The 25177-nt window shown below is 57.3% G+C and carries 19 protein-coding genes and 1 pseudogene; 12 read left to right on the top strand and 8 right to left on the bottom strand.

The window, feature by feature from the left end; translation table 11 throughout:
- Nucleotides 1–8 precede the first annotated feature (8 nt).
- The 3 genes from queC to DUD43_RS14320 form a co-directional block, all read right to left on the bottom strand.
- Nucleotides 9–722 carry a 7-cyano-7-deazaguanine synthase QueC gene (queC, locus tag DUD43_RS14330; RefSeq protein ID WP_153230797.1) on the bottom strand — a complete coding sequence of 238 codons (714 nt, stop codon included), beginning with the start codon at nt 720–722 and terminating at the stop codon, nt 9–11.
- Entirely contained in the window at nt 719–1393 is a 675-nt protein-coding gene (locus DUD43_RS14325; protein WP_153230796.1) for a 7-cyano-7-deazaguanine/7-aminomethyl-7-deazaguanine transporter, read from the bottom strand. The genes queC and DUD43_RS14325 overlap by 4 nt, the downstream gene beginning before the upstream one ends.
- Before the next feature lie 252 nt (nt 1394–1645).
- Entirely contained in the window at nt 1646–2311 is a 666-nt protein-coding gene (locus tag DUD43_RS14320) for a TetR/AcrR family transcriptional regulator (RefSeq protein WP_153230795.1), read from the bottom strand.
- Between the two features lie 465 nt (nt 2312–2776).
- Here DUD43_RS14320 and DUD43_RS14315 point away from each other — a divergent pair, with 465 nt between their 5' ends.
- From DUD43_RS14315 to DUD43_RS14265, 11 genes and pseudogenes are all read left to right on the top strand, one after another.
- Nucleotides 2777–4531 (top strand): PHA/PHB synthase family protein, encoded by a 1755-nt coding sequence (locus tag DUD43_RS14315; protein ID WP_153230794.1) that lies wholly within the window; start codon nt 2777–2779, stop codon nt 4529–4531.
- Between the two features lie 137 nt (nt 4532–4668).
- A complete protein-coding gene (locus tag DUD43_RS14310) occupies nt 4669–6174 on the top strand; it encodes an efflux transporter outer membrane subunit (RefSeq protein WP_153230793.1) in 1506 nt (501 codons plus the stop codon).
- Nucleotides 6171–7250, top strand: coding sequence for an HlyD family secretion protein (locus tag DUD43_RS14305; protein ID WP_153230792.1), 1080 nt, complete (start codon nt 6171–6173; stop codon nt 7248–7250). The genes DUD43_RS14310 and DUD43_RS14305 overlap by 4 nt, the downstream gene beginning before the upstream one ends.
- A gap of 3 nt (nt 7251–7253) precedes the next feature.
- On the top strand, nt 7254–9995 hold the full coding sequence (gene rbbA / locus DUD43_RS14300; RefSeq protein ID WP_153230791.1) for a ribosome-associated ATPase/putative transporter RbbA: 2742 nt from the start codon (nt 7254–7256) through the stop codon (nt 9993–9995).
- A 1-nt stretch (nt 9996) separates the two neighbouring features.
- A complete protein-coding gene (locus DUD43_RS14295) occupies nt 9997–11121 on the top strand; it encodes an ABC transporter permease (RefSeq protein WP_153230790.1) in 1125 nt (374 codons plus the stop codon).
- 54 nt (nt 11122–11175) lie between these two features.
- Entirely contained in the window at nt 11176–11616 is a 441-nt protein-coding gene (locus DUD43_RS14290; protein WP_416202927.1) for a phasin family protein, read from the top strand.
- Nucleotides 11617–11621: 5 nt separating this feature from the next.
- The gene (gene phbB, locus DUD43_RS14285) at nt 11622–12368 is read left to right on the top strand and encodes an acetoacetyl-CoA reductase (RefSeq protein WP_153230788.1); all 747 of its coding nucleotides are present in this window, start codon (nt 11622–11624) and stop codon (nt 12366–12368) included.
- Between the two features lie 70 nt (nt 12369–12438).
- Complete coding sequence (locus tag DUD43_RS14280; RefSeq protein ID WP_086061162.1) at nt 12439–13623, top strand: acetyl-CoA C-acetyltransferase; 1185 nt, start codon at nt 12439–12441, stop codon at nt 13621–13623.
- 73 nt (nt 13624–13696) lie between these two features.
- Nucleotides 13697–15940: pseudogene (locus DUD43_RS14275) on the top strand (DUF3141 domain-containing protein); the annotation flags it as partial.
- A gap of 784 nt (nt 15941–16724) precedes the next feature.
- A complete protein-coding gene (locus tag DUD43_RS14270; protein ID WP_045930327.1) occupies nt 16725–17477 on the top strand; it encodes an SDR family NAD(P)-dependent oxidoreductase in 753 nt (250 codons plus the stop codon).
- Between the two features lie 111 nt (nt 17478–17588).
- On the top strand, nt 17589–18341 hold the full coding sequence (locus DUD43_RS14265; protein WP_153230787.1) for an SDR family NAD(P)-dependent oxidoreductase: 753 nt from the start codon (nt 17589–17591) through the stop codon (nt 18339–18341).
- Between the two features lie 112 nt (nt 18342–18453).
- Here the strand turns inward: DUD43_RS14265 and DUD43_RS14260 are convergent, their stop codons facing one another.
- The 3 genes from DUD43_RS14260 to DUD43_RS14250 all read right to left on the bottom strand — a co-directional run bounded on the left by DUD43_RS14260 (nt 18454) and on the right by DUD43_RS14250 (nt 21569).
- Nucleotides 18454–19704 carry an FKBP-type peptidyl-prolyl cis-trans isomerase N-terminal domain-containing protein gene (locus tag DUD43_RS14260; RefSeq protein ID WP_153230786.1) on the bottom strand — a complete coding sequence of 417 codons (1251 nt, stop codon included), beginning with the start codon at nt 19702–19704 and terminating at the stop codon, nt 18454–18456.
- Nucleotides 19701–20063 carry a hypothetical protein gene (locus tag DUD43_RS14255; protein WP_153230785.1) on the bottom strand — a complete coding sequence of 121 codons (363 nt, stop codon included), beginning with the start codon at nt 20061–20063 and terminating at the stop codon, nt 19701–19703. Before DUD43_RS14255 ends, DUD43_RS14260 begins: the two co-directional genes overlap by 4 nt.
- Before the next feature lie 309 nt (nt 20064–20372).
- Nucleotides 20373–21569 carry an MFS transporter gene (locus DUD43_RS14250; protein ID WP_153230784.1) on the bottom strand — a complete coding sequence of 399 codons (1197 nt, stop codon included), beginning with the start codon at nt 21567–21569 and terminating at the stop codon, nt 20373–20375.
- 195 nt (nt 21570–21764) lie between these two features.
- Here DUD43_RS14250 and DUD43_RS14245 point away from each other — a divergent pair, with 195 nt between their 5' ends.
- Nucleotides 21765–23102 carry a PLP-dependent aminotransferase family protein gene (locus DUD43_RS14245; RefSeq protein WP_153230783.1) on the top strand — a complete coding sequence of 446 codons (1338 nt, stop codon included), beginning with the start codon at nt 21765–21767 and terminating at the stop codon, nt 23100–23102.
- Nucleotides 23103–23536: 434 nt separating this feature from the next.
- On the opposite strand, the gene DUD43_RS14240 is transcribed toward DUD43_RS14245, so the two are convergent.
- Entirely contained in the window at nt 23537–24949 is a 1413-nt protein-coding gene (locus tag DUD43_RS14240) for an amidase (RefSeq protein ID WP_153230782.1), read from the bottom strand.
- A complete protein-coding gene (locus DUD43_RS14235; RefSeq protein WP_153230781.1) occupies nt 24942–25124 on the bottom strand; it encodes a hypothetical protein in 183 nt (60 codons plus the stop codon). Before DUD43_RS14235 ends, DUD43_RS14240 begins: the two co-directional genes overlap by 8 nt.
- Between the last annotated feature and the right edge of the window lie 53 nt (nt 25125–25177).

The following is a 25177-nucleotide window of genomic DNA, read 5'->3' as shown; positions in this document are numbered from 1 at the left end:
CGAGGCGATCAGCCCCGCAACTTCCAATCCCCATACCCCTTGGCCCGCAGCTCACAAGCCGGGCATTGCCCGCAGCCATATCCCCAGTCATGCAGGGTTTCCCGCTCGTTCTGGTAGCAGGTATGGCTGTCTTCCTGAATCAACTTCACCAAAGCATCTGCGCCTAGCTGGTGGGCCAGTTCCCAGGTATCCGCTTTATCCAGCCACATCAGTGGCGTTTCTACGGTCAGTGGGCGTTCGATCCCCAGACTCAAGGCCACTTGCAGCGCTTTCAGCGTGTTGTCGCGGCAATCCGGGTAGCCCGAATAGTCGGTTTCAGACATGCCGCCAACCAGCGTATCCAGCCCCCGACGGTAGGCCAGGGCGCCAGCCAGGGTGAAGAACAGCAGGTTTCGACCCGGCACAAAGGTATTGGGCAGACCGTCTTCCTGCATGGCGATCGTCATGGATTCAGTCATGGCGCTGCCGCCTATCTGAGCCAGGACGCTGGCATCGAGTACATGGTCCTGCCCCAGGCGCTCAGCCCAATGCGGGAATTGCTGGCAAAGCTTGTCTCTTAGCGTCTGGCGACACTGCAGTTCAGCATGGTTACGCTGGCCGTAGTCAAAGCCCACGGTTTCCACAAAGGCAAAGCGGTCCAGTGCCCAAGCCAGGCAAGTGGCTGAGTCCTGTCCGCCCGAAAATAAAACCAGTGCCCGGCGGCGGGGAGTGTGCGGCTTCATGCTTTGGCCTGTGCGGTGCTCAGCGCGCGGCGCTTCATGGTGCTGATCAGGGAGTTGAGCAGCACGCCGTACATAGGCACAAACAGCAGCAGGCTGACGCCCAGTTTGATGACGTAATCGACAACGGCGATCTCGCCCCAGTGTTCGGCCATGAAGGGATTGCTGCTGTGCCAGAAGGCGATGCCGAAAAAGGCCAGCGTATCCAGCGCCTGTCCAAAGACAGAAGCAGCGGCTGGAGCAAGCCACCATTGCTTGTAGTCGCGACGGATGCGGTCAAAGACCTGTACATCCAGCAATTGCCCCAGGACGTAGGCGGCAAAACTGGCCAAGGCAATACGGAACACAAAGCTGTTGAATTCGACCAGTGCCTGCAAGCCATTGAACTGGCCGTCATTAAAGAGCACCGAGACCACATACGAGGCGATCAGGGCCGGAAACATGGCGCGGGTAATCACGCGGCGCGCTTCGGACTTGCCCATCAAGCGGACGGTCAGGTCGGTAGCCAGAAAAACAAAGGGAAAGCTGAAGGCCCCCCAGGTGCTATGGAAGCCGAACAGCTCAATGGGAAGTTGAACCAGGTAATTGCTGGCAATCACAATAAAAATGTGAAAGGCAATCAGAAGTCGCACGTAGAACGACAGCCGTGAAGACGGCACGGTAGGCAGAGTCATGTCTGGACCTTTTTGGTGGATGGGGTGAGGGAACCCATTGGAAATGGACTGCAACCGACTATTGTACGGTCAGTTGCGGTTCGAGGGAATGATTGTTGCCTGCAAGTGTAGCGTGCGCGTCAGGCGCGTTTATACGTCTGGCTTGATGAGGCTTATGGCACAACAGAGGGGGAGGGGCCTTGCACAGGTTCAAACAAGCTCGCTTGCCTAAGCAAACGAGCTTGTGCGGCCCGCGATATTGCTAAGTGGCGCTCAGGCCGATGCAGGTTGCAGGCGTTCTATCAGCAAGCGCTTGTGCAACTGGCGCACTTCTTCAAAGGCCACCGGCGAGTTCTGTGGACCCAGAACCAGCAAGACCATCAGCCACATCAGGGACGGGGAGGCGGCCAGAATGTAGTCGGACGAACTGACGTCGGGGCGGATGAGACCTCGCTGTATGCCCAGTTCAAAAAACGCCTGATTGGCCGTGTAGTTCTGGCTCAGGAGCTGCTTGCCCCAGTAATGGGCCAGATCCGGCACGCGGCCGCTTTCAGTCATCAAGAGCCTGAACATGGCTTGCACGTCCGGGTTGGACAGGCGTTCATACAACTGGTGAAGGTACTCATCCACGATACAGGACAGGGTGTCTGCCTCGGAGGTATCGGACAGTTCGAAGGTATTGCCATCGGGCGGTAGCAGTGTGCTGTGGAGCATGTCCTCGAACACATCGTCCTTGCTGCTGTAGTGCGCGTAGATTCCGGACTTGGAAATCCCGGCGCGGGCAGCGATGCGCTCCAGCGAAGTGCCCAGAAATCCCCGATGGGAAAATTCTTCAAAAGCGGCTTTCAGGATTTCGCGTTTGCGCTCGGCCGACGGCAGGTAACGTCGCTTGTTTGTGCTTTCGTTTTTAGGTGGTTTATTTTGGTGCGTGTCTGTCATGTCATCCTGTGTGGATGGGCAAGATATGGGGCTTGCAGTATATCAGGCCACTTGTCCCAGGCCGATGGCAAGCCAGCCTGGCTGCGGCTTGAGGGCTTGACGAGACGCTGTGCTTGTTTTGTCACATGGCTGCAGAAATAATAGTTCGGCCATGTGTTTGAGTTACCGCTTGTTTCACTGAATTGCGCCACCTTTGTTTTTTTTAAAAGCCTTCTCTTTTTAGTGACGCTTTATTTATTTTTTTGCCGGTTTTTATTTCCCTATTCCATAACAGGCACGGTATAACAACAAATGCGGCTGGGGCTGGCCGTTTTTTATCTGTCATGAACTTGATCTAACGCAAAGGTTTTTTATAGCTCTTTGTTAAAAGGCCTGCATACAAAAAGTTTAGATGTAAACTGGTGTATTATTAAAAAGACCAAGCAGTCGTATCTGCTTTTTGTATGTACTTTTTGCGGAGTGGCAATGGTTAGCAGGCAGTCCCTTGATCAGACTGAGCAGTTAGACGCATCCGCACGAGCCGCCTGGGCTCGTATCTGGAGTTCCATCTCCCCCGAATCGCAGTTTCTTGCCTGGATGGACTGGATACGTCATCTGGCCCTTAGCCCTGGCAAACAAGAACAGTTACGGCAGCTGGCGCAAAGCCAGTGGGAACAGCTGTTTCGCGAGTGGAGCGAGGAGCTGGCCGCATCGGCCCAGCTGTCCACGCAAAATTCAGAGCAAGCCCCTACACCTGCCTACACCGACCGCCGCTTTTCCGATCCCGCCTGGGATCGTTGGCCTTTTAATTTGCTGCGACAAACCTATCAGGCGCAGCAGCAGTGGTGGCAAAGCGCTACGGAAGGCGTGGCCGGTGTGGAGCCCCATCATCAAAAACTGATTGTCTTTGGTGCCGAGCAATGGCTGAACATGCTCAGCCCCAGCAACTTCGCCTGGACCAACCCCTTGGTATGGGACAAAACCCTTGCAGAACAGGGGGATAACTTCAATCGTGGCCTGCAGAACTGGCAGCAGGATATGCAGGCCCAGTTTGCGGGCGAACCGCCCGTAGGCACGGAAGATTTTGTGGTCGGCAAGGATGTAGCAGCGACACCGGGCAAGGTGGTACTGCGTAATGAACTGGTTGAACTGATCCAGTACACACCCACCACCAAACAGGTCCATCCAGAGCCCGTCCTGATTGTTCCGGCCTGGATCATGAAGTACTACATTCTGGATCTGTCCGAGCAGAATTCCCTGATCAAATACCTGGTGGATCAAGGCCACACGGTGTTTTGCCTGTCCTGGAAAAACCCGCTTGCCGAAGATCATGCCTTCGGGATGGACGACTACATTCGTCTGGGCTGGAAGGCCAGTCTGGATGCGGTCAACGCCATTGTCCCCGGCCAGAAAATCCACGCCACCGGCTATTGTCTGGGTGGCACCTTGCTGGCAATTGCCGCGGCTGCCATGGCACGCGATGGGGACGACAGGCTCGCTTCCCTGACTTTCTTTGCAGCCCAAACCGACTTTTCCGAGCCCGGCGACCTGTCCCTGTTCATTGACGAGAGCCAGGTCAGCCTGCTGGAAGCCCAGATGGCCGACGAGGGGTATTTGCGCGCCAATCAGATGGAAGCGGCTTTTCAAATGCTGCGTTCCGCTGATTTATTGTGGGCGCCCATGGTTAATAAATATTTATTGGGCGAACGCCGCCCCTTGAACGATTTAATGGCCTGGAATGCAGACGCCACGCGTATGCCCGCCACCATGCATTCGCAATATTTGCGCCGTATGTATTTGAATAATGATTTAAGTCAAAACCGTTATCCGGTTGAAGGCCGTATCGTTTCTCTGGCGCAAGTTAATTTGCCTATTTTTTGCGTCGGTACTGTTTCCGATCACGTTGCACCCTGGCGCTCTGTTTACAAGTTGCATTATCTGGTGCCTGCCGAAATCACCTTTGTCTTGACCACAGGTGGGCATAACGCCGGAATTGTCAGCGAACCGGGCCATCCGCGTCGCAAGTATCAGATTCATACCCGCGCAGCAGGCACCGCGCCTGTTCTGGTGGACGACTGGCAGGCACAAGCCGCCTCGCATCAGGGTTCCTGGTGGTCCGCCTGGACGCAATGGCTCAAGGCGCGCTCCGGAGCGGACGTGAAGCCACCGCAAATGGGTGCCGCCAAACAGGGCTACGCCCCGGTCGGCCCGGCACCCGGTCAATACGTATTAGTGAAGTAAGCAGTCAGGTCATACAAGCTCGTTTCACGGTGAGCTTGTCGCTCTGTTTTATGTCGGCGATAGGCGCAAAGCCCATCGCTGACGTGCTGTTTTGCCTTGACGGCAGTTTCCCTTTTTCTCATTAGGCATTTTTTCCAATGGCCCCACAGACCTACGATTTGAGTATCAAGCACCGAAGCGCTGCGCGTCGCCCTCATTTCGCGCTGGCTGCCTTGCTGGTCACCCTGGCGGGTTGTGCCTCGATGGCGCCCGATTACGATCAGCCCGCTTCCCCCGTTCCGCAAGCCTACTCGGACCTGTCCGCCGGCCAAGCCAATGCTGTGCGCGCGCGTGATCTGGGCTGGCGCGAATACTTTAAAGATCCGGTTCTGAGCAAGCTCATTGAGACTGCGCTGGAAAATAACCGCGATATGCGCGTGGCTGTTTTACGGGTGGACGAAGCCCGCGCCATGCTGAATTTGCAGCGCAGCGAACGCTTTCCTGAATTTACCGTGGGTGGTCAGGCTGCCCGCTCGCGCGTGCCGGGGGATATGAACCCCAGCGGCCAGGCTGTGACAGGTGGCGATTACCGTGCCCAGGTTGGTTTGACCAGTTGGGAGCTGGACTTGTGGGGCCGCGTACGTAGCCTGGAAGATACCGCCTTGCAAGGCTGGCTGGCTACCGAGGCAGGCCGACAGGCCGTGCATGTGGCTTTGGTCTCGCAAGTAGCCAATAACTATATTGTGGTGCGCGAGCTGGACGAGCGTGTGCAGATCGCCCGCAAAAGCGTAGAGACTCGTCAGGAGTCTTACCGCATTTTCTCCCGCCGCTATGAAGTAGGCGCAACGTCCAAGCTGGATGTGACACAGGTGCAAACCTTGCTGACGCAGGCCCAGTCCATGTTGGCCCAGCTGGAACAGCAACGTGCGGTGCAACTGCATGCCTTGCAACAGCTTCTGGGTGCCGATCCGGGTGTTTCCCCAACGGGCGCGCCCTTGAATGAAAACATCATGCTGGCCGAGCTGAGCCCTGGCTTGCCGTCCGATCTGATGGTCTGGCGTCCCGACATTATTGCGGCTGAACACAAGCTGCGTGCTGCCAATGCCAATATTGGTGCAGCCCGTGCCGCTTTCTTCCCCCGCATTGCCTTGACCGGCAACTTCGGCACCGCCAGCGCCGAGCTGGATGGCCTGTTTGATTCGGGCAGCAAAGCCTGGATGTTCGCCCCCACGATTTCACTGCCTATCTTTGACGGTGGCCGTCGCAGCGCCAATCTGGACGCCTCCTACGTGCGTCGTGACATGCGTATCGCGGAGTACGAGAAAGCCATTCAAACCGCCTTCCGTGAAGTGTCAGACGCCTTGTCGACTCGCCATTGGTTAAGCCAGCAGTTGGACGTTCAGCTGGTTGCCCGTGGCGCCCAGACCGAGCGCGCCCGTCTGGCACAGATGCGTTACGACAACGGTTCGGCCGCCTATCTGGAAGTGCTGGATGCGCAGCGTGACTTGCTGGATGTGGAGCAGCAAGTGGTGCAAACGCGCCGTGCGCTCCTGGCCAGCCAGATTGCCATGTATAGCGCCTTGGGCGGTGGGCTGGACCCCTCCGAGCCCCTGACCAACACCCATAACTCCTCTACTTCGGATCCATCCTCGAGCCAGCTATGAGCAAACAATCTTCTTTGAAAAAAAATCTTGTTCCTGTCCTAATCGTTGCCGGGGTTCTGGGCCTGGGCTGGTGGGCATGGCAGAAAATGTCCAATACCGGCCCTGGCGATGGCTTTGTCAGCGGTAATGGCCGTATCGAAGCGACCGAGATTGATATCTCCACCAAGTTTGCCGGACGTATCCAAAGCATTGCCGCTCACGAGGGCGACTTTGTGAAAGAAGGCGAAGTGCTCGCCATCATGCAGCAAGACAGTCTGGAAGCGGCCCGCGACGAAGCCGTGGCTGGTTTGCGTCAGGCAGAAAACAATGTGGCGGCCTCTCAGGCCCAAGTGGCCTTGCGTGAAAGCGATGCCATCGCCGCCAAAGCCCTGATTGGTCAGCGTGAGTCGGAACTGGATGCGGCCCAGCGTCGTCTGGCCCGTTCCACCACCTTGTCCAAGGAAGGTGCCGCTTCGGCTCAGGAACTGGATGATGACCGCGCTCGTGTGCGTGGTGCCCAGGCTGCCGTCGCCGCCACCAAGGCCCAGGCCACTGCCGCAGAAGCCGCTATTAACGCCGCTAAAGCTCAGCTGATCGGCGCGCAGTCTGCCGTGGAAGCGGCCACTGCACATGTCGCCCGTATCGAAGCCGACTTGCGTGACAGCAAGCTGGTCAGCCCCCGCGACGGTCGTGTGCAATTCCGTGTTGCCCAACCCGGTGAAGTGCTGGGTGCCGGTGGCCGTGTGCTGAATGTGCTGGACCTGTCCGATGTGTACATGACCTTCTTCCTGCCTAGCGAAGTAGCCGGCAAGGTGGCTTTGGGTACCGAGGTGCGTCTGGTGCTGGATGCCATTCCTGATATCCCGGTTCCAGCCACTGTGTCTTTCGTGGCCAGCTCCGCTCAGTTCACCCCCAAGAGTGTGGAAACAGCCTCGGAGCGTCAAAAGCTGATGTTCCGCGTCAAGGCCCAGATCGCCCCCGAGCTGCTGAAAAAGCATCTGGAGCAAGTCAAGACCGGCTTGCCCGGTGTGGCCTGGGTCAAGCTGGACCCCAATGCCAGCTGGCCTGAGTCGCTGACTTCTACCTTGACGGAGTAAACCATGCCCAAGCAGCAAGCGGCGGCCGTTGCTCGCGTTGTTGAGCTTAGTCAGCGTTATGGCGACACGCTCGCACTGGATCGTTTAAGCCTGGATGTTCCTGCCGCTTGCATGGTCGGACTGATTGGTCCTGACGGCGTGGGCAAGTCCAGCTTGCTGTCCCTGCTGGCCGGTGCCCGCGTGATTCAGGAAGGCCGTATTGAAGTGCTGGGTGGCGATATGGCGGAAAAAAGCCATCGCGACCAGATTTGCCCGCGCATTGCCTACATGCCTCAAGGCCTGGGCAAGAACTTGTACCCCACCTTGTCGGTGGAAGAAAACTTGCAGTTTTTTGGCCGTTTGTTCGGACACGATGCGGCCGAGCGCCGTCGTCGAATTGACGATCTGACGCGCAGCACGGGTCTGCATCCTTTTCTGACGCGGCCCGCAGGCAAGCTCTCGGGCGGTATGAAGCAAAAGCTGGGGCTGTGCTGCGCACTGATTCACGACCCGGATTTTCTGCTGCTGGACGAGCCGACCACGGGTGTGGACCCTTTGGCCCGCAAGCAGTTCTGGGATTTGATCGAGCGCATCCGCATCGAACGCCCCGGCATGAGCGTGATTGTGGCTACCGCCTATATGGATGAAGCCCAGCGCTTTGACTGGTTGGTTGCCATGGATGACGGCCAGATTCTGGCAACGGGTTCGCCCAAGGAATTGCTGGAGCGTACCGAAAGCAAGAGTCTGGAGCAGGCCTTTATCCGTCTCTTGCCGGACGACAAGCGCCAAGGTCACCAGGCTGTAGAAATCCCGCCGCTGGATGTGGATGCTGACGATATCGCCATTGAAGCCGAAGGGCTGACGATTCGTTTTGGCGACTTTACCGCCGTGGACAATGTGTCCTTCCGAATCCGACGTGGCGAGATTTTCGGCTTTCTGGGCTCGAATGGTTGCGGCAAGTCCACCACCATGAAGATGCTGACCGGGCTGCTGCCTGCGTCTGAAGGTCAGGCCTGGCTGTTCGGGCACGAGGTGAACCCCAAGGACATTGATACCCGCCGTCGCGTGGGCTATATGTCGCAGGCTTTCTCCCTGTACAGCGAGTTGACGGTCCGACAAAACCTGGTGCTGCACGCCCAGCTGTTCCACGTCCCCGAGGACGAGGTGGAAGGCCGTGTGGCTGAAATGGTGGAGCGTTTTGAGCTGGGCCAGATTCTGGACCGCCTGCCCGATGCGATTCCTCTGGGCATGCGTCAGCGTTTGTCCTTGGCCGTGGCCATGGTGCACAAGCCAGAACTGCTGATTCTGGACGAACCGACCTCCGGCGTGGACCCGGTGGCTCGGGATAATTTCTGGCGTTTGCTGATCGAGCTGTCGCGTCGTGACAAGGTCACGATTTTTATCTCGACCCACTTCATGAACGAGGCCGAGCGTTGCGACCGCATGTCCATGATGCACGCCGGTAAGGTGCTCGATAGTGACACGCCCGCCAATCTGGTGAAAAAACGGGGTGCGGCGGATCTGGAAGAAGCCTTTATCGGCTACTTGCTGGAAGCCAGCGGCCCCGAGCCGGAAGTGGAAGCCGATCCCGAACAAGCCGTGGTCGCCCCCGAGCAGGCGCATAGCGACAAGCGCGACCGTTTCAGCTTGCAGCGTCTATTGAGCTACACCTGGCGCGAAGCGCTGGAACTGCGTCGCGACCCGGTGCGTGCCACCTTGGCCTTGGCCGGTTCCCTGATCTTGCTGTTTGTGATGGGCTTCGGTATCACGCTGGACGTAGAGGATTTGCGCTACGCCGTGCTGGACCGGGATCAAACCAGTATCAGTCAGAACTACGCCTTGAACCTGTCCGGCTCACGCTACTTTCTGGAGCAGCCGCCGCTGACGGATTATCAGGATCTGGACGACAGAATGCGGCGCGGCAAGATTGCCCTGGCCATTGAAATTCCCCCCGGTTTTGGACGTGATGTTCTACGTGGTAGCAAGCCTGAAATTGCCGCCTGGGTGGATGGTTCCATGCCTACCCGCGCCGAGACGATTCAGGGCTATGTGAAAGCCATGCACCAGCAATGGCTGATTACACAGGCCAAGGAACGCCTGGGGGCAGGGGCCCTGGTGGTTCCCGCCAGTATTCAGGACCGTTACCGCTACAACCCGGACGTCAAGAGTTTGCCCGCCATGGTTCCCGCCGTGATTCCGGTGCTCTTGTTGATGCTGCCGGCCATGCTGACGGCGCTATCGGTGGTGCGTGAAAAAGAACTGGGTTCCATCATCAATCTGTACGTCACGCCAGTGACGCGAGTGGAGTTCTTGCTGGGCAAGCAGATTCCCTATATCGGCCTGGCGATGATCAACTTTTTATGCATGTGTCTGCTGGCAATCACGGTCTTTGACGTTCCTATCAAGGGCAGTTTCCTGACCTTGAGTGTGGCCACCTTGATGTTCTGCGTGATTTCGACCGGCATGGGTCTGGTGGCCTCCACGGTGACCCAGAGCCAGATTGCGGCCATGTTCTTCGCCATGATCGGCACTATGCTGCCCGCCGTGCAGATCTCGGGTTTGCTCAACCCCGTGTCTTCCATGGAAGGGATCAGTCGCTGGGCAGGTGAAATTTACCCGGCTACGCATATGTTCAACATCAGCCGTGGGGTATTTAACAAGGCTCTGACTTTCTCGGATTTGCATGGGGCCTTGCTGGCCTTGGCGCTGGCGATTCCGGTAGTCCTGGGTGCGGCGGTCATGCTGCTGAAAAAGCAGGAGAAGTGAGATGAGAAAACTCAAGAATGTGCTGTTGCTGGGTCGCAAGGAACTGTGGAGTCTGGCGCGTGACCCCATGATGTTGCTGCTCATTGTGTACGTGTTTTCGGTCTCGATTTACACCTCGGCCACGGCTCAGCCCGAAACCCTGAACAATGCGCCCATTGCAATTGTGGATCAGGACCAAAGCCCCTTGTCCGCGCGTATTACCTCGGCTTTCTATCCGCCGGAGTTCATTCACCCGCGCATGATCGAGTACGGCGAAATGGACTCGGGCATGGATACCGGCGCCTTCACCTTTGTGCTGAATATTCCGCCAAATTTCCAGCGCGATGTGCTGGCCGGACGCAGCCCGGAAGTGCAGTTGAATATTGACGCCACCCGCATGAGTCAGGCCTTTACCGGCAATAACTACATCCAGCAGGTGGTGATGGGTGAGGTCAACGAGTTCGTGCGGCGCTATCGCAGCATTGATGCCTTGCCGGTAGATCTGGCCTTGCGGATACGCTTTAACCCCACGCTGGAAAAAGCCTGGTTCGGCAGTATTGCCGAGGTCATCAACTCGGTGGCCATGTTGTCCATCATTCTCACCGGGGCAGCCCTGATTCGGGAACGGGAGCACGGCACCATCGAACACTTGCTGGTGATGCCGGTTACTCCCGGCGAGATCATGGCGTCCAAGGTGACGGCCATGGGTCTGGTGGTCCTGGTGGCAACGGCGGCCTCGCTGAACTTTGTGGTGCGCGGTGTTTTGGGTGTGCCGATTGAAGGCTCTATCCCGCTGTTCTTGTGCGGCGCGGTGCTGTGTTTGTTCGCCATGACTTCCATGGGCATTTATCTGGCTACCTTGTCGCGCAGCATGCCGCAATTCGGTTTGCTCCTGATGCTGACCTTGCTGCCCATGAACTTGCTCTCGGGCGGTCGTACCCCCCGCGAAAGCATGCCGGAAATTGTTCAGAACCTGATGCAACTGGCCCCCACCACGCACTTCGTGTCGCTGGGGCAGGCCATTTTGTTCCGCGGCGCGGGTCTTGAAACCGTGTGGCAACCCTTTTTAGCCCTGCTGGTGATCGGGACGGCTTTGTTCGTTCTGTCGCTGCGGCGTTTTCGTAACACCATCTCTCAGATGGCTTGATGGACTGGGCCCCGTCAGGGGGCACTTTTTTCCTTTAAGGAGATTTCGATGAGCATGGAGACACTTCCCCTGGATCTGTACAAGGCCAATGTTGAGTTGCAACTGCGTATCACGCGCCTGCTGCAGGAGGGCGGTCACCGTTGGTTGGAGTCCGTACAGAAAAGCAGCATGAGGAGCATGGAGCAGACCACGGCCGAAATTGAAGGCCTGCTGCAAACCGGCAACTGGCAGTCCCTGGCGACTTTGCCGGCCGACACGTTCTGGCGCTTGTTCCAGCACGGCGTCAACGACAGCCAGACCGTCAATCAGCTGGCCATCCAGAACCAGACCGAGTTCACCTCCGGTTTGCAGGAAGCACTGGAAGCCTGGCAGAAGTCGGTCATGACGGTGGTCAGCAATACCAGCGCAGCCGTGCCAATGATGGATATTTTCAAGCAGTGGGGCGCACCTTGGGCAAATGCTGCCAGCGCCTCTGACACTAAAAAGGGAGCATAAGCGGTATGTCTACGGTTAAACGCACGGCGTTGGTGACAGGTGGGATGGGCGGTCTGGGTCAAGAGATCGCCCGTGCCCTGCATGATGCGGGCCACCAAGTCCTGGTGACTCACTCGCGCAGCGAGGCCGATGCCCAGGTCTGGCTTAAAGAGCAGGCCAATGCAGGTTATGTGTTTCAGGGCTATCACGTTGATGTGGCCGACTTCGAGTCGTGCCAGCAAATGGCACAAGCCATTGAGAAGGATGGCCTGCAGGTCGACATCCTGATCAATAACGCCGGTATTACGCGCGATGGCACGTTCCGCAAGCTGAGCAAGGACAAGTGGGATGACGTGCTGCGCGTCAATCTGGACTCGGTATTCAACGTGACCAAGCCCTTTATTGACGGCATGCTGGAGCGTACCTGGGGCCGGATCATCAATATCTCGTCCATCAATGGCAGCAAGGGGCAGTTCGGTCAAACCAACTACTCGGCCGCCAAGGCAGGGATGCACGGCTTTACCAAGGCGCTGGCTCAGGAAGTGGCGCGCAAGGGCGTGACGGTAAACACGATTTCCCCCGGCTATCTGGCTACGCAAATGGTCATGGCCGTGCCTGAAGATGTGCGTAACAGCATTATCGCGGGCATTCCGGTTGGCCGTCTGGGCAAGCCCGAGGAAATTGCCGCTTTGGTGACGTTTATTGCCAGCGAAGCAGCCGGATTTATGACAGGTAGTAATGTCGCCATGAATGGCGGCCAGCATATGTACTAAGCCCGACCCTGTTCGGCTGCTGTCTGTATGGGCCCGCTTGTCGGGCCTGCGACTTATGAAAGGAATGGATATGCACAAAGATATCGCAATTGTTGCTGCGACTCGTAGCCCCATCGGCCGCTTTCAAGGGGGGCTGTCTACGGTGCCCGCCCACGATTTGAGCGCACAACTGATCCGTGCCGTGCTCCAGAGCACGGGCGTTGCAGCCGAGCAGATTGATGAAGTTATTCTGGGCCAGATTCTGACCGCCGGAGCTGGCCAGAACCCGGCCCGTCAGGCCGCCGTGAACGCCGGTCTGCCTTATGAAGTCCCCTCCATGTCCCTGAACAAGCTTTGCGGTTCGGGTTTGAAAGCCGTGCATCTGGCGGCACAGGCCATTGCCCTGGGCGATGCCGATCTGGTGCTGGCTGGGGGTCAGGAAAGCATGAGCCTGGCTCCCTTTGTTGTGCACAAGGCACGTACCGGCTTGGGTCTGGGCCACGCCATGATGGACGACACCTTGCTGCGTGACGGTTTGACCGACGCCTTCCACAACTACCACATGGGTATCACGGCAGAAAACCTGGCCGAGCGTTACGGCATCACCCGCGAACAGCAGGATGCTTTTGCGGTGGAGTCCCAGCGTAAAGCCGTGGCCGCCATGGAGGCCGGGCGTTTCAAGGACGAGATCACCCCGATCGACGTGCCCCAGCGCAAGGGCGACCCAGTCCGTGTTGAGGCCGACGAGCAACCACGCGCACAAACCACCCTGGAGTCTCTGGCCAAGCTGCGTCCCGCCTTCAAGAAAGAGGGCACGGTCACAGCGGGCAATGCATCCACCATTAACGATGGCGCAGCCGTGCTATTGCTGGCCAGCGCAGAAAAAGCCAAGGAATTGGGCCTGCCCGTTCTGGCCTGGATTCGTGGCTGGGCCAGCACGGGTGTAGACCCGGCCATCATGGGTATTGGGCCTGTATCGGCCAGCCGCAAGGTCTTGAAAAAGGTGGGTTGGGAACTGGATCAGCTGGACCTGATCGAAGCCAATGAAGCCTTTGCCGCCCAGTCGCTGGCTGTGGCCAAAGACTTGCAGTGGGATATGAACAAGGTCAACGTCAATGGCGGTGCCATCGCTTTGGGTCACCCCATTGGTGCTTCCGGTGCGCGCGTGCTGGTGACTCTGGTTCATGAAATGCGTCGCCGTGGTGCCCAGAAAGGTCTGGCCACCTTGTGCATTGGCGGTGGTCAAGGCGTAGCGATTGCCATTGAGGCCGCTTGAACAGATAGCAGATTGAAGGGAGAAGATGATGACAGATAAGTCTCGTGACGACAGCACGGCTTGGTCCCCTTGGATGATGAATCCCTGGAACCTGGGTCAGACCGTCTCCTCGTACTTTGTGGACGCCTGGCAGCGCGCCATTCTGTATGCTGATATCGAGCGTCAGGTCGGGGATCAGTATCAGGCCCAACGCAAGGTTGAAGTGCCGAATGTGCTGAACTTCCCGGCTGAACTGGTCATGTCGGGTCTGACTCTTCCCCGACCCGTCAACTATCTGATGGTGCGCATTCTGGCACCGGAAGATCAGCCTACCGATCCCAGCAAACGTCCTTTCCTGGTGGTGGACCCCCGGGCGGGGCATGGGCCGGGGATCGGTGGCTTCAAGTCCGACAGTGAAATCGGTGCCGCGCTGCAAGCAGGGCACCCTTGCTATTTCGTCGGCTTCTTACCCGACCCCATTCCCGGCCAGACGGTCGAGGATGTGATGCGTGCCCATGCTGCCTTTGTCAGCAAAGCGGCCGAGCTGCATCCGGAAAGTCAGGGCAAGCCGGTGGTGATCGGCAATTGTCAGGCAGGCTGGCAGGTCATGATGGCCGCCGCTGTCTGGCCGGAGCTGTTTGGCCCTCTGATTCTGGCCGGGGCCCCCGTGTCCTACTGGGCTGGTCGCAACCCCATGCGTTATGCCGGTGGTTTGCTGGGCGGCAGTTGGTTGACTGCCATGACCAGCGACCTGGGCAATGGCCGTTTTGATGGCGCGTGGCTGGTCAAGAACTTTGAAAACCTGGACCCTGCCAATACCTTGTGGTCCAAGCAGTACAACGTGTATGCCAAGGCCGACACCGAGGCCGAACGCTATATCGGCTTCGAGAAGTACTGGGGCGGTTATGTGTTCCTGAACGATGTGGAAATGCAGTACATCGTGGATAACCTGTTCATCGGCAACAAGCTGTCTACGGCTCAGTTGATGACCTCGGACGGCATCCGTATCGACCTGCGCAATATCCGTTCGCCCATTGTGGTGTTCAGCTCCTTTGGCGACAACATCACGCCGCCTGCACAGGCTTTGGGCTGGATTACCGATCTGTATCTGGATGACGACGATGTACGCAGTCACGACCAGACCATCGTGTTCACAACCCATGACCGTATCGGGCATTTGGGTATTTTTGTGTCCGGCAGTGTGGGTAGCAAGGAGCACCGCAAATTTGCCAGCACCATTGACCAGATTGATCTGTTGCCTGCCGGTATTTATCGGGCCACCGTTGAAGAAACACCTGATGACGACACCTTGCTGAACGACCCCTATTTGATGTCGGTGCGTCAAAGCAATCTGGCGGAAATTGCCGAGATTGTGCAGCCAGATCCTGAATCAGACCGCCGCTTTGCAGCGGCTGCACGCTTGTCGGAAATCAACCTGGCTTTCTACAAGAGCACCTTGCAACCGTGGGTCAAAGCGTTGTCCACGCCGTATACCGCGGCATTGCTGGAAGCGCTGCACCCTATGCGTCTGTCCTACGAGTCCTGGACCAGCGCCCACCCTTGGGCTGCCACGATTCATCAATGGGCCGAGAACATCAGCCAGCAGCGCCAGACTGTGGATGACGATAATCTGTTCCTGGAAGCGCAGGAGAATTTCTCCCAGGCTATGGAACGGGTCTTGAATAATTACCGGGACCGTCGCGACAGCATCTATCAGATCTGGTTCGACACGGTGTACGGTTCGCCTTTGCTGATGGCCCTGGCGGGCCACGCTCCGGGTGATTCTGTGCCGGCACGCCCGCATCCTGGCAGCTCGCCTGAACATCTGGCGTTTGTGCGTCAGCAAATGCACAGACTGGACGGTTTGTTGAACGAAGGCGGTTTGCTGGAAGCGGCACTGCGCGGTTTGTTCCATATCGCCAAACAGCGCAACAGCGTGGACGAGCGTTATCACCATGCTGCCATGCGTCTGCGCGAGCAGTACGACACGGGCAATTTTGATATTGAAAAAATGCGTGCTGCGATCCGCGAGCAGGCTTTGGTGCTGGCGCATCACGGCCATAAAGCGGTAGAAGCGATTCCGCATTTGTTGAGCAAACATACGCCAGAGGAAATCCGTCTGGTGGCGTCCCTGATCAAGAAACTGATCAGCGCCATTGACGAGCAGGATGCCGCTCCCGAAGCAGTGGTCAAGGCGTCGGAAGAAGTGTTGGGCTTGTTCGAGGCAGCCGCCAAACAGCAGGAGCAGGGCGGGAAGTCGAGCAGTGCAGACACCAAGCCCGTTGCCAAAACAGCAAGCAAGGCCGCAACAAAGGCCGCTGCTAAAACGACGCCAGCAGTGGCCAATAAGTCGGTTGCTCCTGCGTCAGTAAAGCCGACGACGGCCCAGCCAGCAAAGAAAACGGCCGCGAAATCGACGGGTACATCGTCAGCAGATACGACGGCTAAAACAGCAGCACCAGTGAAACCAGTTGCCAAGCCAGCGACAAAACCGCTTGCTCAGACCTCGGCAGGTATTCCGGCTCAAGCGGCAGCCAAGCCCGCAGCTGACAAGCCTGCTGCTCGCGCCGTGGGTGATACCAAAGTCGGTGCCGCAGCAAAAGCAGAGGCGGCCAAACCCCAGGCCAAGTCGGTAGAGGCTAACAAGGAAACGGGTAAAGCGACCAGCGCTGCCGGGAGTCCAGCATCAGGGGCTTCAAGCTTGGCGGCCCCGGCGGCAAGCAAATCGCCAGCCCCCAAGTCTGCAACGACTAGCTCAGCAGCACGACCTGCTACAGGTTCAGCTACTAAGCCCGCTGCTACGTCGTCTGCTTCTGGATCTCTGTTTCCCACAGAGCAAGCTGCAAGCAAGCCTGCTGCCAGCGCACCTGCCAAGGCCGCCAGTGCAGAAGCCAAGCCTGGTCCGGCAAGCGCAGCTACAAAGCCGGCAACAAAGCCAGCCGCCAAGTCAGCACCAGCCTCGCCAGCGAGCAAATCGGCCGCCAAGTCTGCAACGAGTTCGTCGCCAGCATCCAGGCATGGCAAGGCTGTCACCAAGCCTGCCAGCACGGGCGCGGCGTCCCGGACTCGTCAGCGCAAGTCTTGAGACTTGGCTTCAGTGAATTTTTGAAGGAGTTTTCAGTATGAAGTATTCATTTTCCGGCCACTCTGTTTTGGTAACGGGCGCCGCCTCGGGTATCGGTGCCGCTACGGCCCGCCTGCTGGCGGCCAATGGCCTGTCGGTTGTGGTGTCTGACGTACAGGCCGACGCGGTTCAAGCCGTGGTCAAGGAAATTGAGCAGGCCGGTGGCAAGGCCGTGGCGAATGTGGCCGATGTCACCCAGCCCGATCAGTTGAAAGCCGCTGTCGATTGCGCTATCGAGCATTTCGGTGCCTTGCACTTTGCGGTCAATAACGCTGGTGTGGGCGGGGATTCCGGCCCGGCGGGCGAGATGGATCTGGACGGTTGGCGTCGCCTGATCGACATCAATCTGAACGGCGTGGCTTATGGTCTGCGCTATCAGATTCCCGCCATTCTGGCCGCAGGCGGGGGCGCTATCGTCAATATGTCGTCCATCATGGGCCTGGTGGCCAACCCCACTTTGCCCGGCTACAACGCCGCCAAACACGGGGTGATTGGCCTGAGCCGTTCTGCCGCACTGGAATATTCCGCCAAAGGCATACGCATCAACACCATCCATCCCGGTTATGTGGATACACCCATTCTGTCGGGCTTTGATGATGCGGCTCGTGCAGCGTTGGTAGCCCAGCACCCGATTGGCCGTTTGGGCCATGCCGATGAAATTGCCCACGCTATCGCCTTCCTGCTCTCGGACGGTGCCAGCTTCATGACGGGCGCGTGCATGGTGGCTGATGGGGGTTACACCTCTCGTTAAGTTGGGGATCACGTCGCTGCGAGAACAAAATCAGTACCTCAATCCAAGACTAGCCAGCGAAAATCCGGGCCCCCACTTTGAGCGGGGCCTATTTTTTGAAGGAGTTCCACAATGAAGTATTCATTCTCTGGTCACTCTGCTTTGGTTACCGGCGCTACTTCGGGTATTGGTGCCGCAACAGCCCGCCTGCTGGCTGCGAATGGTTTGTCTGTGGTGGTATCGGGTCGGAATCGAAGTGCGCTGGACGAGGTGGTCAAGGATATTGAAAAAGCCGGTGGCAAGGCCGTTGCGAAAGTAACGGACGTGACCAAGCCGGATCAGGTGAAGGCACTGGTGGATTACGCCATCGAGAACTTCGGTGCCCTGCATTTTGCGGTGAATAATGCAGGCATTCTGGGTGGCTCCAAGCCGGTGGGCGAGATGGATCTGGACGATTGGCACAACCTGATTGATACCAATCTGAATGGCGTGGCCTACGGTTTGCGTTATCAGATCCCGGCTATTTTGGCGGCTGGTGGTGGGGCGATTGTGAATATGTCGTCCATCATGGGGCTGGTGTCCAATGCACGCTTGCCCGGCTATAACGCGGCCAAGCATGGGGTAGTGGGCCTGAGTCGTGCGGCGGCGCTGGAGTATTCGTCCAAGGGCATACGCATCAATACGATTCACCCCGGCTATGTGGATACGCCCATCCTGTCAGACTATGACGAGGCCGCGCGTGCCAATCTGGTGACTCAGCATCCTATTGGTCGCCTGGGTCATTCTGACGAGATTGCGCATACGATTGCCTTTCTGCTCTCGGAAGGGGCCAGCTTCATGACAGGTGCATGTCTGGTTGCCGATGGTGGCTATACCGCCAAGTAAGCGATAGCGGTGGTGGCTCTGTTGCTTTGATGGATGGAGCCATTGCCGCAGGTTTGTGTTCAAAGCTGTCCTGATGCCGGTGCTCGTTTTTATGCGAGTACCGGCATTTGTTTTATTTCACACCAATAATCTTGATCGTCGTGATCGACACCGAGCCGGGTGGCACACCGGTAGCGGCATGGGCCTCCGTGATAGGGACATGGATGCGGGCAGAGCCACCAATCCCCAGTTGTTTGACGATGTCCTGGAAAAGCGGCGGCAGGTCCACGGTCAGGCTGGTTTTGGTTTCTCTGGCGGCCAGGATTTCCCCCGTGCCCAGTTCCTCATCAAGCTCAAACAAGATATCGCTGCTGGCACTCACCATCGGTGCCTTGCCCTTGTTCAGAATCTTGTAGACCACTCCATCCGGCAGTTTGACTGCCCCCTTTTCCGCTCCCGCTGCTGCCAGAACCGATTTGGCCTGCTTCTCGTTCTTGGACAGCATGGCCTGTTCCAATAGTTTGTCGACGTTGGCCAGCTCTATAGAAATGATGCTGGAGGACAATTGCAGGCGCTGGTCGATCTTGTCGCTAAAGCCCTGGGAGAAGGCTTGCAAGTCCAGCTGTTTGCCAATGCTGGCCAGCTTCTGCGTCTCGTGCGGTGCACTGTCCGCATACCAGGCACCGATGGCGTAGCTAAGGCGAATGTCTGGCGAGGCGGCGTCATTCACAATCATGCGCCGGGGCGAGCCTGTGGGTTCATTCTTGCTTGAATTCAGCGCCTGTGCAACCAGCCGGTGCTGCAAGTCCTGTTTCGCCTCTTTCAGCTCATCAATTTCTTTTTTAAGCGCGGCGATTTCAGTCGCGGTTGCGGCAAGCTTGTTGTCCTGTGACTGGCCATTGGACAGGTCCTGGCTTTGGATTCTTTGCAGGCTTTCCAGCTCCGATGCCAAAGCATGTTTCTGATTCAGTTCCTCTTCCAGACGCTGGCTTAATTCCTTGATCCTGGCCTGGTTCTGTTCCTGATCAATAGCAATAGGAGCCAGGACCAGAGAGCCGTCCGGTTCTGCCTGTAGTTGCTGCAATTGTTGTTGCAGCTGGCTGTTCAGGTTTTCGGTATCCGACAAGCGTTGCTGCAAGGCAATCAGCTGTGTATTGGCCTGATGCAGCTCGTTTCTAAGCAAGGCATTGTTCTCGACCTGAACTGTTGTAGAGGGTAGGGCGCTGGCTGGAGCCGAGCCTGTATTCCCTTGCGGTCTGGGCAGGCCATCCCCAATGATATTTTCGTGAGCCAGGCGGTCCAGCAGGCCCGTTCCTACCGAGTGGGAAGCCTCATAAAACAGCAGCAAGCTGCAGCAGAGTGCTGCGTTGAAGTACTTTCTCATAGCTTGTTCAGGCTCTGAACGCGATCCATCATATTGGAATAGACGGCGTTATTAATTCGGACACAAACCAGAGAAAGCATCTTGTTGACTTCAGTCAGCATGATTTCTGAGGCGTTTTCATCAATCAGTGCTGCATTGCTTTTATAGATCCCGAAGTTCGCGTCTATGGTCCGCATTTGCTGCCGGTACTTTTCGTAGGCAACAGGGTCCAGCTCCTTGAGTGCAGCGAATTCCTGATAACACTTGTCCTCTTTGCTGGGTGCACTGGTCTCCGGGGCGTTGTGAACAGGAGCGGTTGTTTGGCAGGCAGATAAAACAAAGGCGGCCACAATGGCCGCGCCGGGAAAGGTGAATCGCATAAACTCCTCGATACGTTCGACTATCTTTATTCAGATTCTTTTGGGGACGAGTATTGAATTCGAGCGTTGCTGCAAGCCTTGAAAACACGGGGTCCAGACTCCTTGTTTTGGACCTTTAGAAAAGCAGATTGCATTGGCTTGTTGGGTGCAGAAATTGGAACATGCAGACTCGGGCTAAAAATTAAGAACTATCTGATTTTCATGGCTTACGATTATTGAGACCGACGTAAAAAATCGCCGCTTCCCAGGCAGGGATGCGGCGATTTCATTGGGAATGAGCAGGCTGTGGAGATCTGGGCAGGCCCGGCTCTAGGGCTTACCGGTTTTTGTGGGCTGTATATAAATCAGCGACAGGAGCAACAGCAGCAGGCAGATAAGGGCGGACAGAATATTGGTGCCGCCCCAGCCTGCAAAGCTGAACAGAAAGGCCGGTGCAAACGCCCCCAGGGTGGCGCAGATGGATACACCCAAATCATTTAAGCCCTGCACTTCCAGAAACTGCGGCTTGCCTTCCAGCGTCTCTGTCAGCAAGGCGCTGCCACCCACATAGGTGAAGTTCCAGCCCAAACCCAGAATCAATAAGGAAAGGCTGAGAGTCGTATAGCTGTGGCCAACAATATTGACCAGGCTGCTCAAGAGCAAAAGCAGAATGCCCGTGATGGCAATGGTTTTCAGGCCAAACTTCTGGATCAGGATGCCGGTAAAGAAAGAGGGGGCGAACATGGCCAGCACATGCCATTGAATCGCCGTGCTGATGTCTGAAAAATGCACATGAAGATGGGACATATGCATGGACGCCTGAATCATCAGCAAATTCATGATGCCGTAGCCGATTGCGGCGATGCAGATGGCAATGGCCAGTGTCTTGTTATGCAGCACCAGACCCAAGGTCTGGCCACGATTCGCTTTCTTGCGAGCAGTCTGTTGGGCAGGCTGCACTTCTTTGATGCACAGATTCAGGATGAAGGAGATCACAGCCAGCAAGGTGAAGGCGGCATAGCAGGCGGCAAACTCTGGCCCGAAGCTGCTGGTTTTCAAACCCCGTATCAGCAAGGGGCCTGTTACGGCGGCAATCACTCCTCCGGCCACAACCAGGGAGATAGCGCGCGGTTTGAGCGTGCTGCCCAGTCCGTCGGTGGCGGCAAAGCGGTTGAAGTTGGCAAAGGCAATATAAATACCCAGCAAGGCATGCGAGGCCACCAGCCAGGAAAACTGCTTCATTTCGATTGCCCAATAACCGACCACACCGGAGGCGGCCAAGGGCAGGCTGGCCAGCAAAAAGGATTTTTTCCGGCCTATGGCGGCCATCAGCCTGGAGGCTGGCAGCGTGAACAGCATCACAAACAGGAACTGAAAACCGTAGGGCACGGTGGACAGCCACGGTTCGGGAGCCAGACTGCCACCGACCAGAGCCGCCATGGTGACGGACATGACGGCGGTAGTCAGGTTGATGGATTGGGCCAGGAAGTACAAGTAAGTTCGAAACGGAAGGTGGGTGGCTGTCATGGTGCTACTGGGTGCGGGGGTGAGAGAGGGCGCTGATACAAGCCTTGTTTCTGAGAGCAGAGCTATACAGACGCAGCCAATGAAAAACTGTCGGGACGATTTTGTATTTTCACGAGGCGTTTGTCTCGAACAGTCGGTGTACTATCCTGAAAACTGTTAGTTAATTTTTTCTAACAGTGTTTAGAGGCAGGCAGCATGGATTTTTACGAGCGTCTGAAGGAAGCGATTCTTCAGGGTGACTGGGCGGTGGGGCAGCAACTGCCTTCCATCCGCAAGATGATGGCCACAGAAGGCCTGAGCCATCACACCGTGGTCAGTGCCTACACCCGTCTGGTTGGCGAGGGGATGCTGGAGGCTTTGCAAGGTCGCGGTTATTTTGTGGCGCGCTGGTCCGGGCTGGGGGAGCACTTGCCCTTATCGCCGTCCGAGGCGGCGACGGATCCTTTGCTTAAAATCCTGCAAGCCAAGCCCGAGCAGTGCAAGCTGGGTTGTGGCTGGTTGCCTGTGCCGTGGCGCGATACGGATGCCTTGGCCAAGGCCATACGCAAGACGGCGCGTTCCGGGCGCAGTGGTCTGGTTGAGTATGGCGACATTCAGGGCTATCTGCCCTTGCGCAAGCAACTGTCCATGTTGTTGCGGCAATCGACTTTGATCGAGGTCTCTCCCCAGCAGATTGTGACGACTCTGGGGGCGACGCAAGCGCTGGATCTGATTGCGCGCACGGTGATTCGGCAGGGTGATCATGTCTTGGTGGATGAGCCGTGTAATGGCAATTTGATCAAGCTGATTCGCTTGTGTGGCGGTGTGCCCATTGGTGTGCCGCGCCTGGTGGATGGGCCGGATGTGGCTGCCTTGGAGCAGATTTTGCAGGCGCATAAGGTACGGGCCTTTTTCTGCAATAGCACTTTTCATAATCCGACCGGGGCGGGTTTAAGTCCCAAGGTGGCTTTTGCCGTGGTCAAGCTGGCGGTGGAGCACGATTTCCTGATTGTCGAGGATGATGTGTACGGGGATTTCTTCCCCGGCGTGCGGCAGACTTTTGCAGGGCTGGGGGATTTGGAGCATGTGGTTTATATAGGCAGTTTTTCCAAGTCCTTGTCGGCCTCCTTGCGGATTGGCTATATCGCTTGTGGGATGCAGTTGCTGGAGCCTTTGATTCGTTTGAAGCTGTTGACCAGTGTGGCTGTGCCGGGGTTTTGCGAGCGCTTTGTCAATACGATTCTGGCGGATGGCACGTATGCGAAACATACGCAGGCGATTCAGCGGCAGTTGATGACGCATCAGCAAATTGCACAGAAAGTGCTGACGGAATACGGCTGGGTGTTTGATGTACCGGCGCAGGGCGGGATGTTCTTGTGGGTTGGGCATCCGGAGATGTCGGATTTGACGGCTTATATAGAGAGGCTGGAACAGCAGGGGATTTTGCTGATGCCGGGGGCCTCGTTTGCGGTAGACAAGGATTTCAAGGACAGGATGCGCTTGAATGTGGCGCATTTGACGCAGGAGGTGATGCCTTGCTTGGGGGGGGGGTAATGTCTGTGCTGTTTGACTTCGTTTAGATTGCTTTCTTGTCTGAAGCGTCTCGGGTTGGAGCAGGGGGCTCGTTCTGAAAGACGCCATTCGGGTTCGCCCCAGGGCTGAGCGGCTGAGTCCTTGCCGACGCTGCGCGTCGGTCCCCTTGGCAATTGCAGGATACGGGCGCGCCCTTAACTTGCCCGGTGATGTGTCCCCCGGACACATCACAAGCGTCGGGCGCGAACAGAAGGGCGCTTGCACCCCGTATCCCGCAATCGCCCGCGGCAAGAACTCTGACTCGCCGCTCAGCCCTGGGGCGAACCCGAATGGCTTATTGAAAGAAAATAGAGTCCCTCTGTGTTTACGATTTTGATGGCTTTGGCCTGGTTCTAAAGAAAGCCCCTGTCTGCTTGTAGCGGACAGGGGCTTGTTCCTGTGGTGCCTGGTTGAGCTTACGGTTTCAGGACGGGGTGGTGTCCTGCCAGTGGTTTCATGTTTTCCACGGCGTAGGCAACGTTCAGGATGCGGGCTTCTTCAAAGGCGGGGCCGATGATTTGCAGGCCCACGGGCATGCCTTCGGAGATACCGGCTGGCACGGTGACGGCGGGCAGGCCGGTCAGGTTGCTGGGGCCGGTAAAGCGGATGCCTTCGTCGATGAAGTCCAGGGTTTTGCCGTTGATGTTGACGGTATCGGTGCCGATATTGGGTACCTGGCAAGGCAGGGTGGGGGCGATGATGACGTCTACGTCTTTGAAAGTGGCGGTAAATTGCTGTTTCAGCGCACGGCGTACTTGCTGGGCTTGCAGGTAGTCGATGCCGCTGAACAGTTCGCCCAGTTCAAACAGGAAGCGGATGTCGCCGCCGAAGTCGTCGGGGCGTTTGATCAGGTCCTGGTGGTGGATGGTGGCAGCTTCGGTCAGGCTGACGGCCAGCTCGGCCCATTCGGAGTAGCGCAGGGCGGGGACTTTCAGCGGGATGACTTTGGCACCCTGTTTTTCCAGGTCGGCCAAGCGGTCGCGGATTACTTTTTCGATTCCGGCGTCCACGTTCTTGAAGAAGTAGTCTTCGATGATGCCGATGCGCAGTCCTTTAACGTTGCCATTCAGTGCGCTCAGGTAGGAACCGACGGGAACGTTGGCGCAAGTGGGGTCGCGGCCATCAAAGCCGGCGATCACTTCCAGCATGGCAGCGGCGTCAGCCACGGTTTTGGACATGGGGCCTACGTGGTCCAGGGTCCAGGCCAGGGGGTAGACGCCGAATTTGCTGACGCGGCCATGGGTGGGTTTCAGGCCGACGATGCCGCATGCGGCCGATGGGATACGGATGGAACCGGCCGTGTCGGTGCCCAGGGTGTTGTAGGAGCTGTGGGAGGCCACGGCTGCACCCGATCCACCGCTGGAGCCACCGGGGACGCGGTCGGCGTTCCAGGGGTTGTGGACGGCACCAAAGTGGGGGTTGTTGTTGTCGATGCCCCAGGCGTATTCGTGCATGTTCAGCTTGCCGGTGAAGATCACCCCGGCATCGCGCAGCTTGGTGGCCACGGTCGCGTCGTCTTTGGAGACAAAGTCCTTGTGGATTTTGGAGGCCATGGTGGTGACCTCGTTCGCAAAGTAAATATTGTCTTTCAGGGCCAGCGGCACACCATGGAACACGCCTTTGTACTTCCCGGCCATGATGTCCTGCTCGGCTTGTTTGGCGCTCTTGCGGGCCTGATCAGCCGTCACAGAGATGTAGGCGTTGGTCTGCTTGTTGGATTGCTCGATGTAGGCCAGCAGGTTGTCGGTGACTTCAACGGGGGAGACGGCTTTGCTGCGCAGCTTGTCGGCCAGGTCGATAACGCTCAGTTCAAGTAGATCTTTATTCATGGTGGTCGCCTCCGGCCAGGTGTTTGATCGCAAGGTCTGCATCGTCAATGGCAATGCCTTCCAGATTGCCTTTCATGGCCTGGATTTCGCGCCATTTGACTTCCAGTTTCTCCAAATGCTGGGGGCTGGGATGTATCCCTTTTGCGGCCAAGGCGTCTTTCACACTTACCGTCATTTGTCTTCTCCTTGTGGTGGTCATAAAACAGGCATGCATAAATCGCGCGCACA

The organism is Alcaligenes faecalis (assembly GCF_009497775.1).
GTDB classification, from domain to species: Bacteria; Pseudomonadota; Gammaproteobacteria; order Burkholderiales; family Burkholderiaceae_B; genus Alcaligenes; species Alcaligenes faecalis_D.
This window is presented reverse-complemented; position numbering and strand designations above follow the sequence as displayed.

What these genes read in the sequence shown, in the direction of transcription:
- queC (WP_153230797.1), bottom strand. Translation starts at nt 722, where the DNA reads ATGAAGCCGCACACTCCCCGCCGCCGGGCACTGGTTTTATTTTCGGGC.
- DUD43_RS14325 (WP_153230796.1), bottom strand. Translation starts at nt 1,393, where the DNA reads ATGACTCTGCCTACCGTGCCGTCTTCACGGCTGTCGTTCTACGTGCGA.
- DUD43_RS14320 (WP_153230795.1), bottom strand. Translation starts at nt 2,311, where the DNA reads ATGACAGACACGCACCAAAATAAACCACCTAAAAACGAAAGCACAAAC.
- DUD43_RS14315 (WP_153230794.1), top strand. Translation starts at nt 2,777, where the DNA reads ATGGTTAGCAGGCAGTCCCTTGATCAGACTGAGCAGTTAGACGCATCC.
- DUD43_RS14310 (WP_153230793.1), top strand. Translation starts at nt 4,669, where the DNA reads ATGGCCCCACAGACCTACGATTTGAGTATCAAGCACCGAAGCGCTGCG.
- DUD43_RS14305 (WP_153230792.1), top strand. Translation starts at nt 6,171, where the DNA reads ATGAGCAAACAATCTTCTTTGAAAAAAAATCTTGTTCCTGTCCTAATC.
- rbbA (WP_153230791.1), top strand. Translation starts at nt 7,254, where the DNA reads ATGCCCAAGCAGCAAGCGGCGGCCGTTGCTCGCGTTGTTGAGCTTAGT.
- DUD43_RS14295 (WP_153230790.1), top strand. Translation starts at nt 9,997, where the DNA reads ATGAGAAAACTCAAGAATGTGCTGTTGCTGGGTCGCAAGGAACTGTGG.
- DUD43_RS14290 (WP_416202927.1), top strand. Translation starts at nt 11,176, where the DNA reads ATGGAGACACTTCCCCTGGATCTGTACAAGGCCAATGTTGAGTTGCAA.
- phbB (WP_153230788.1), top strand. Translation starts at nt 11,622, where the DNA reads ATGTCTACGGTTAAACGCACGGCGTTGGTGACAGGTGGGATGGGCGGT.
- DUD43_RS14280 (WP_086061162.1), top strand. Translation starts at nt 12,439, where the DNA reads ATGCACAAAGATATCGCAATTGTTGCTGCGACTCGTAGCCCCATCGGC.
- DUD43_RS14270 (WP_045930327.1), top strand. Translation starts at nt 16,725, where the DNA reads ATGAAGTATTCATTTTCCGGCCACTCTGTTTTGGTAACGGGCGCCGCC.
- DUD43_RS14265 (WP_153230787.1), top strand. Translation starts at nt 17,589, where the DNA reads ATGAAGTATTCATTCTCTGGTCACTCTGCTTTGGTTACCGGCGCTACT.
- DUD43_RS14260 (WP_153230786.1), bottom strand. Translation starts at nt 19,704, where the DNA reads ATGAGAAAGTACTTCAACGCAGCACTCTGCTGCAGCTTGCTGCTGTTT.
- DUD43_RS14255 (WP_153230785.1), bottom strand. Translation starts at nt 20,063, where the DNA reads ATGCGATTCACCTTTCCCGGCGCGGCCATTGTGGCCGCCTTTGTTTTA.
- DUD43_RS14250 (WP_153230784.1), bottom strand. Translation starts at nt 21,569, where the DNA reads ATGACAGCCACCCACCTTCCGTTTCGAACTTACTTGTACTTCCTGGCC.
- DUD43_RS14245 (WP_153230783.1), top strand. Translation starts at nt 21,765, where the DNA reads ATGGATTTTTACGAGCGTCTGAAGGAAGCGATTCTTCAGGGTGACTGG.
- DUD43_RS14240 (WP_153230782.1), bottom strand. Translation starts at nt 24,949, where the DNA reads ATGAATAAAGATCTACTTGAACTGAGCGTTATCGACCTGGCCGACAAG.
- DUD43_RS14235 (WP_153230781.1), bottom strand. Translation starts at nt 25,124, where the DNA reads ATGACGGTAAGTGTGAAAGACGCCTTGGCCGCAAAAGGGATACATCCC.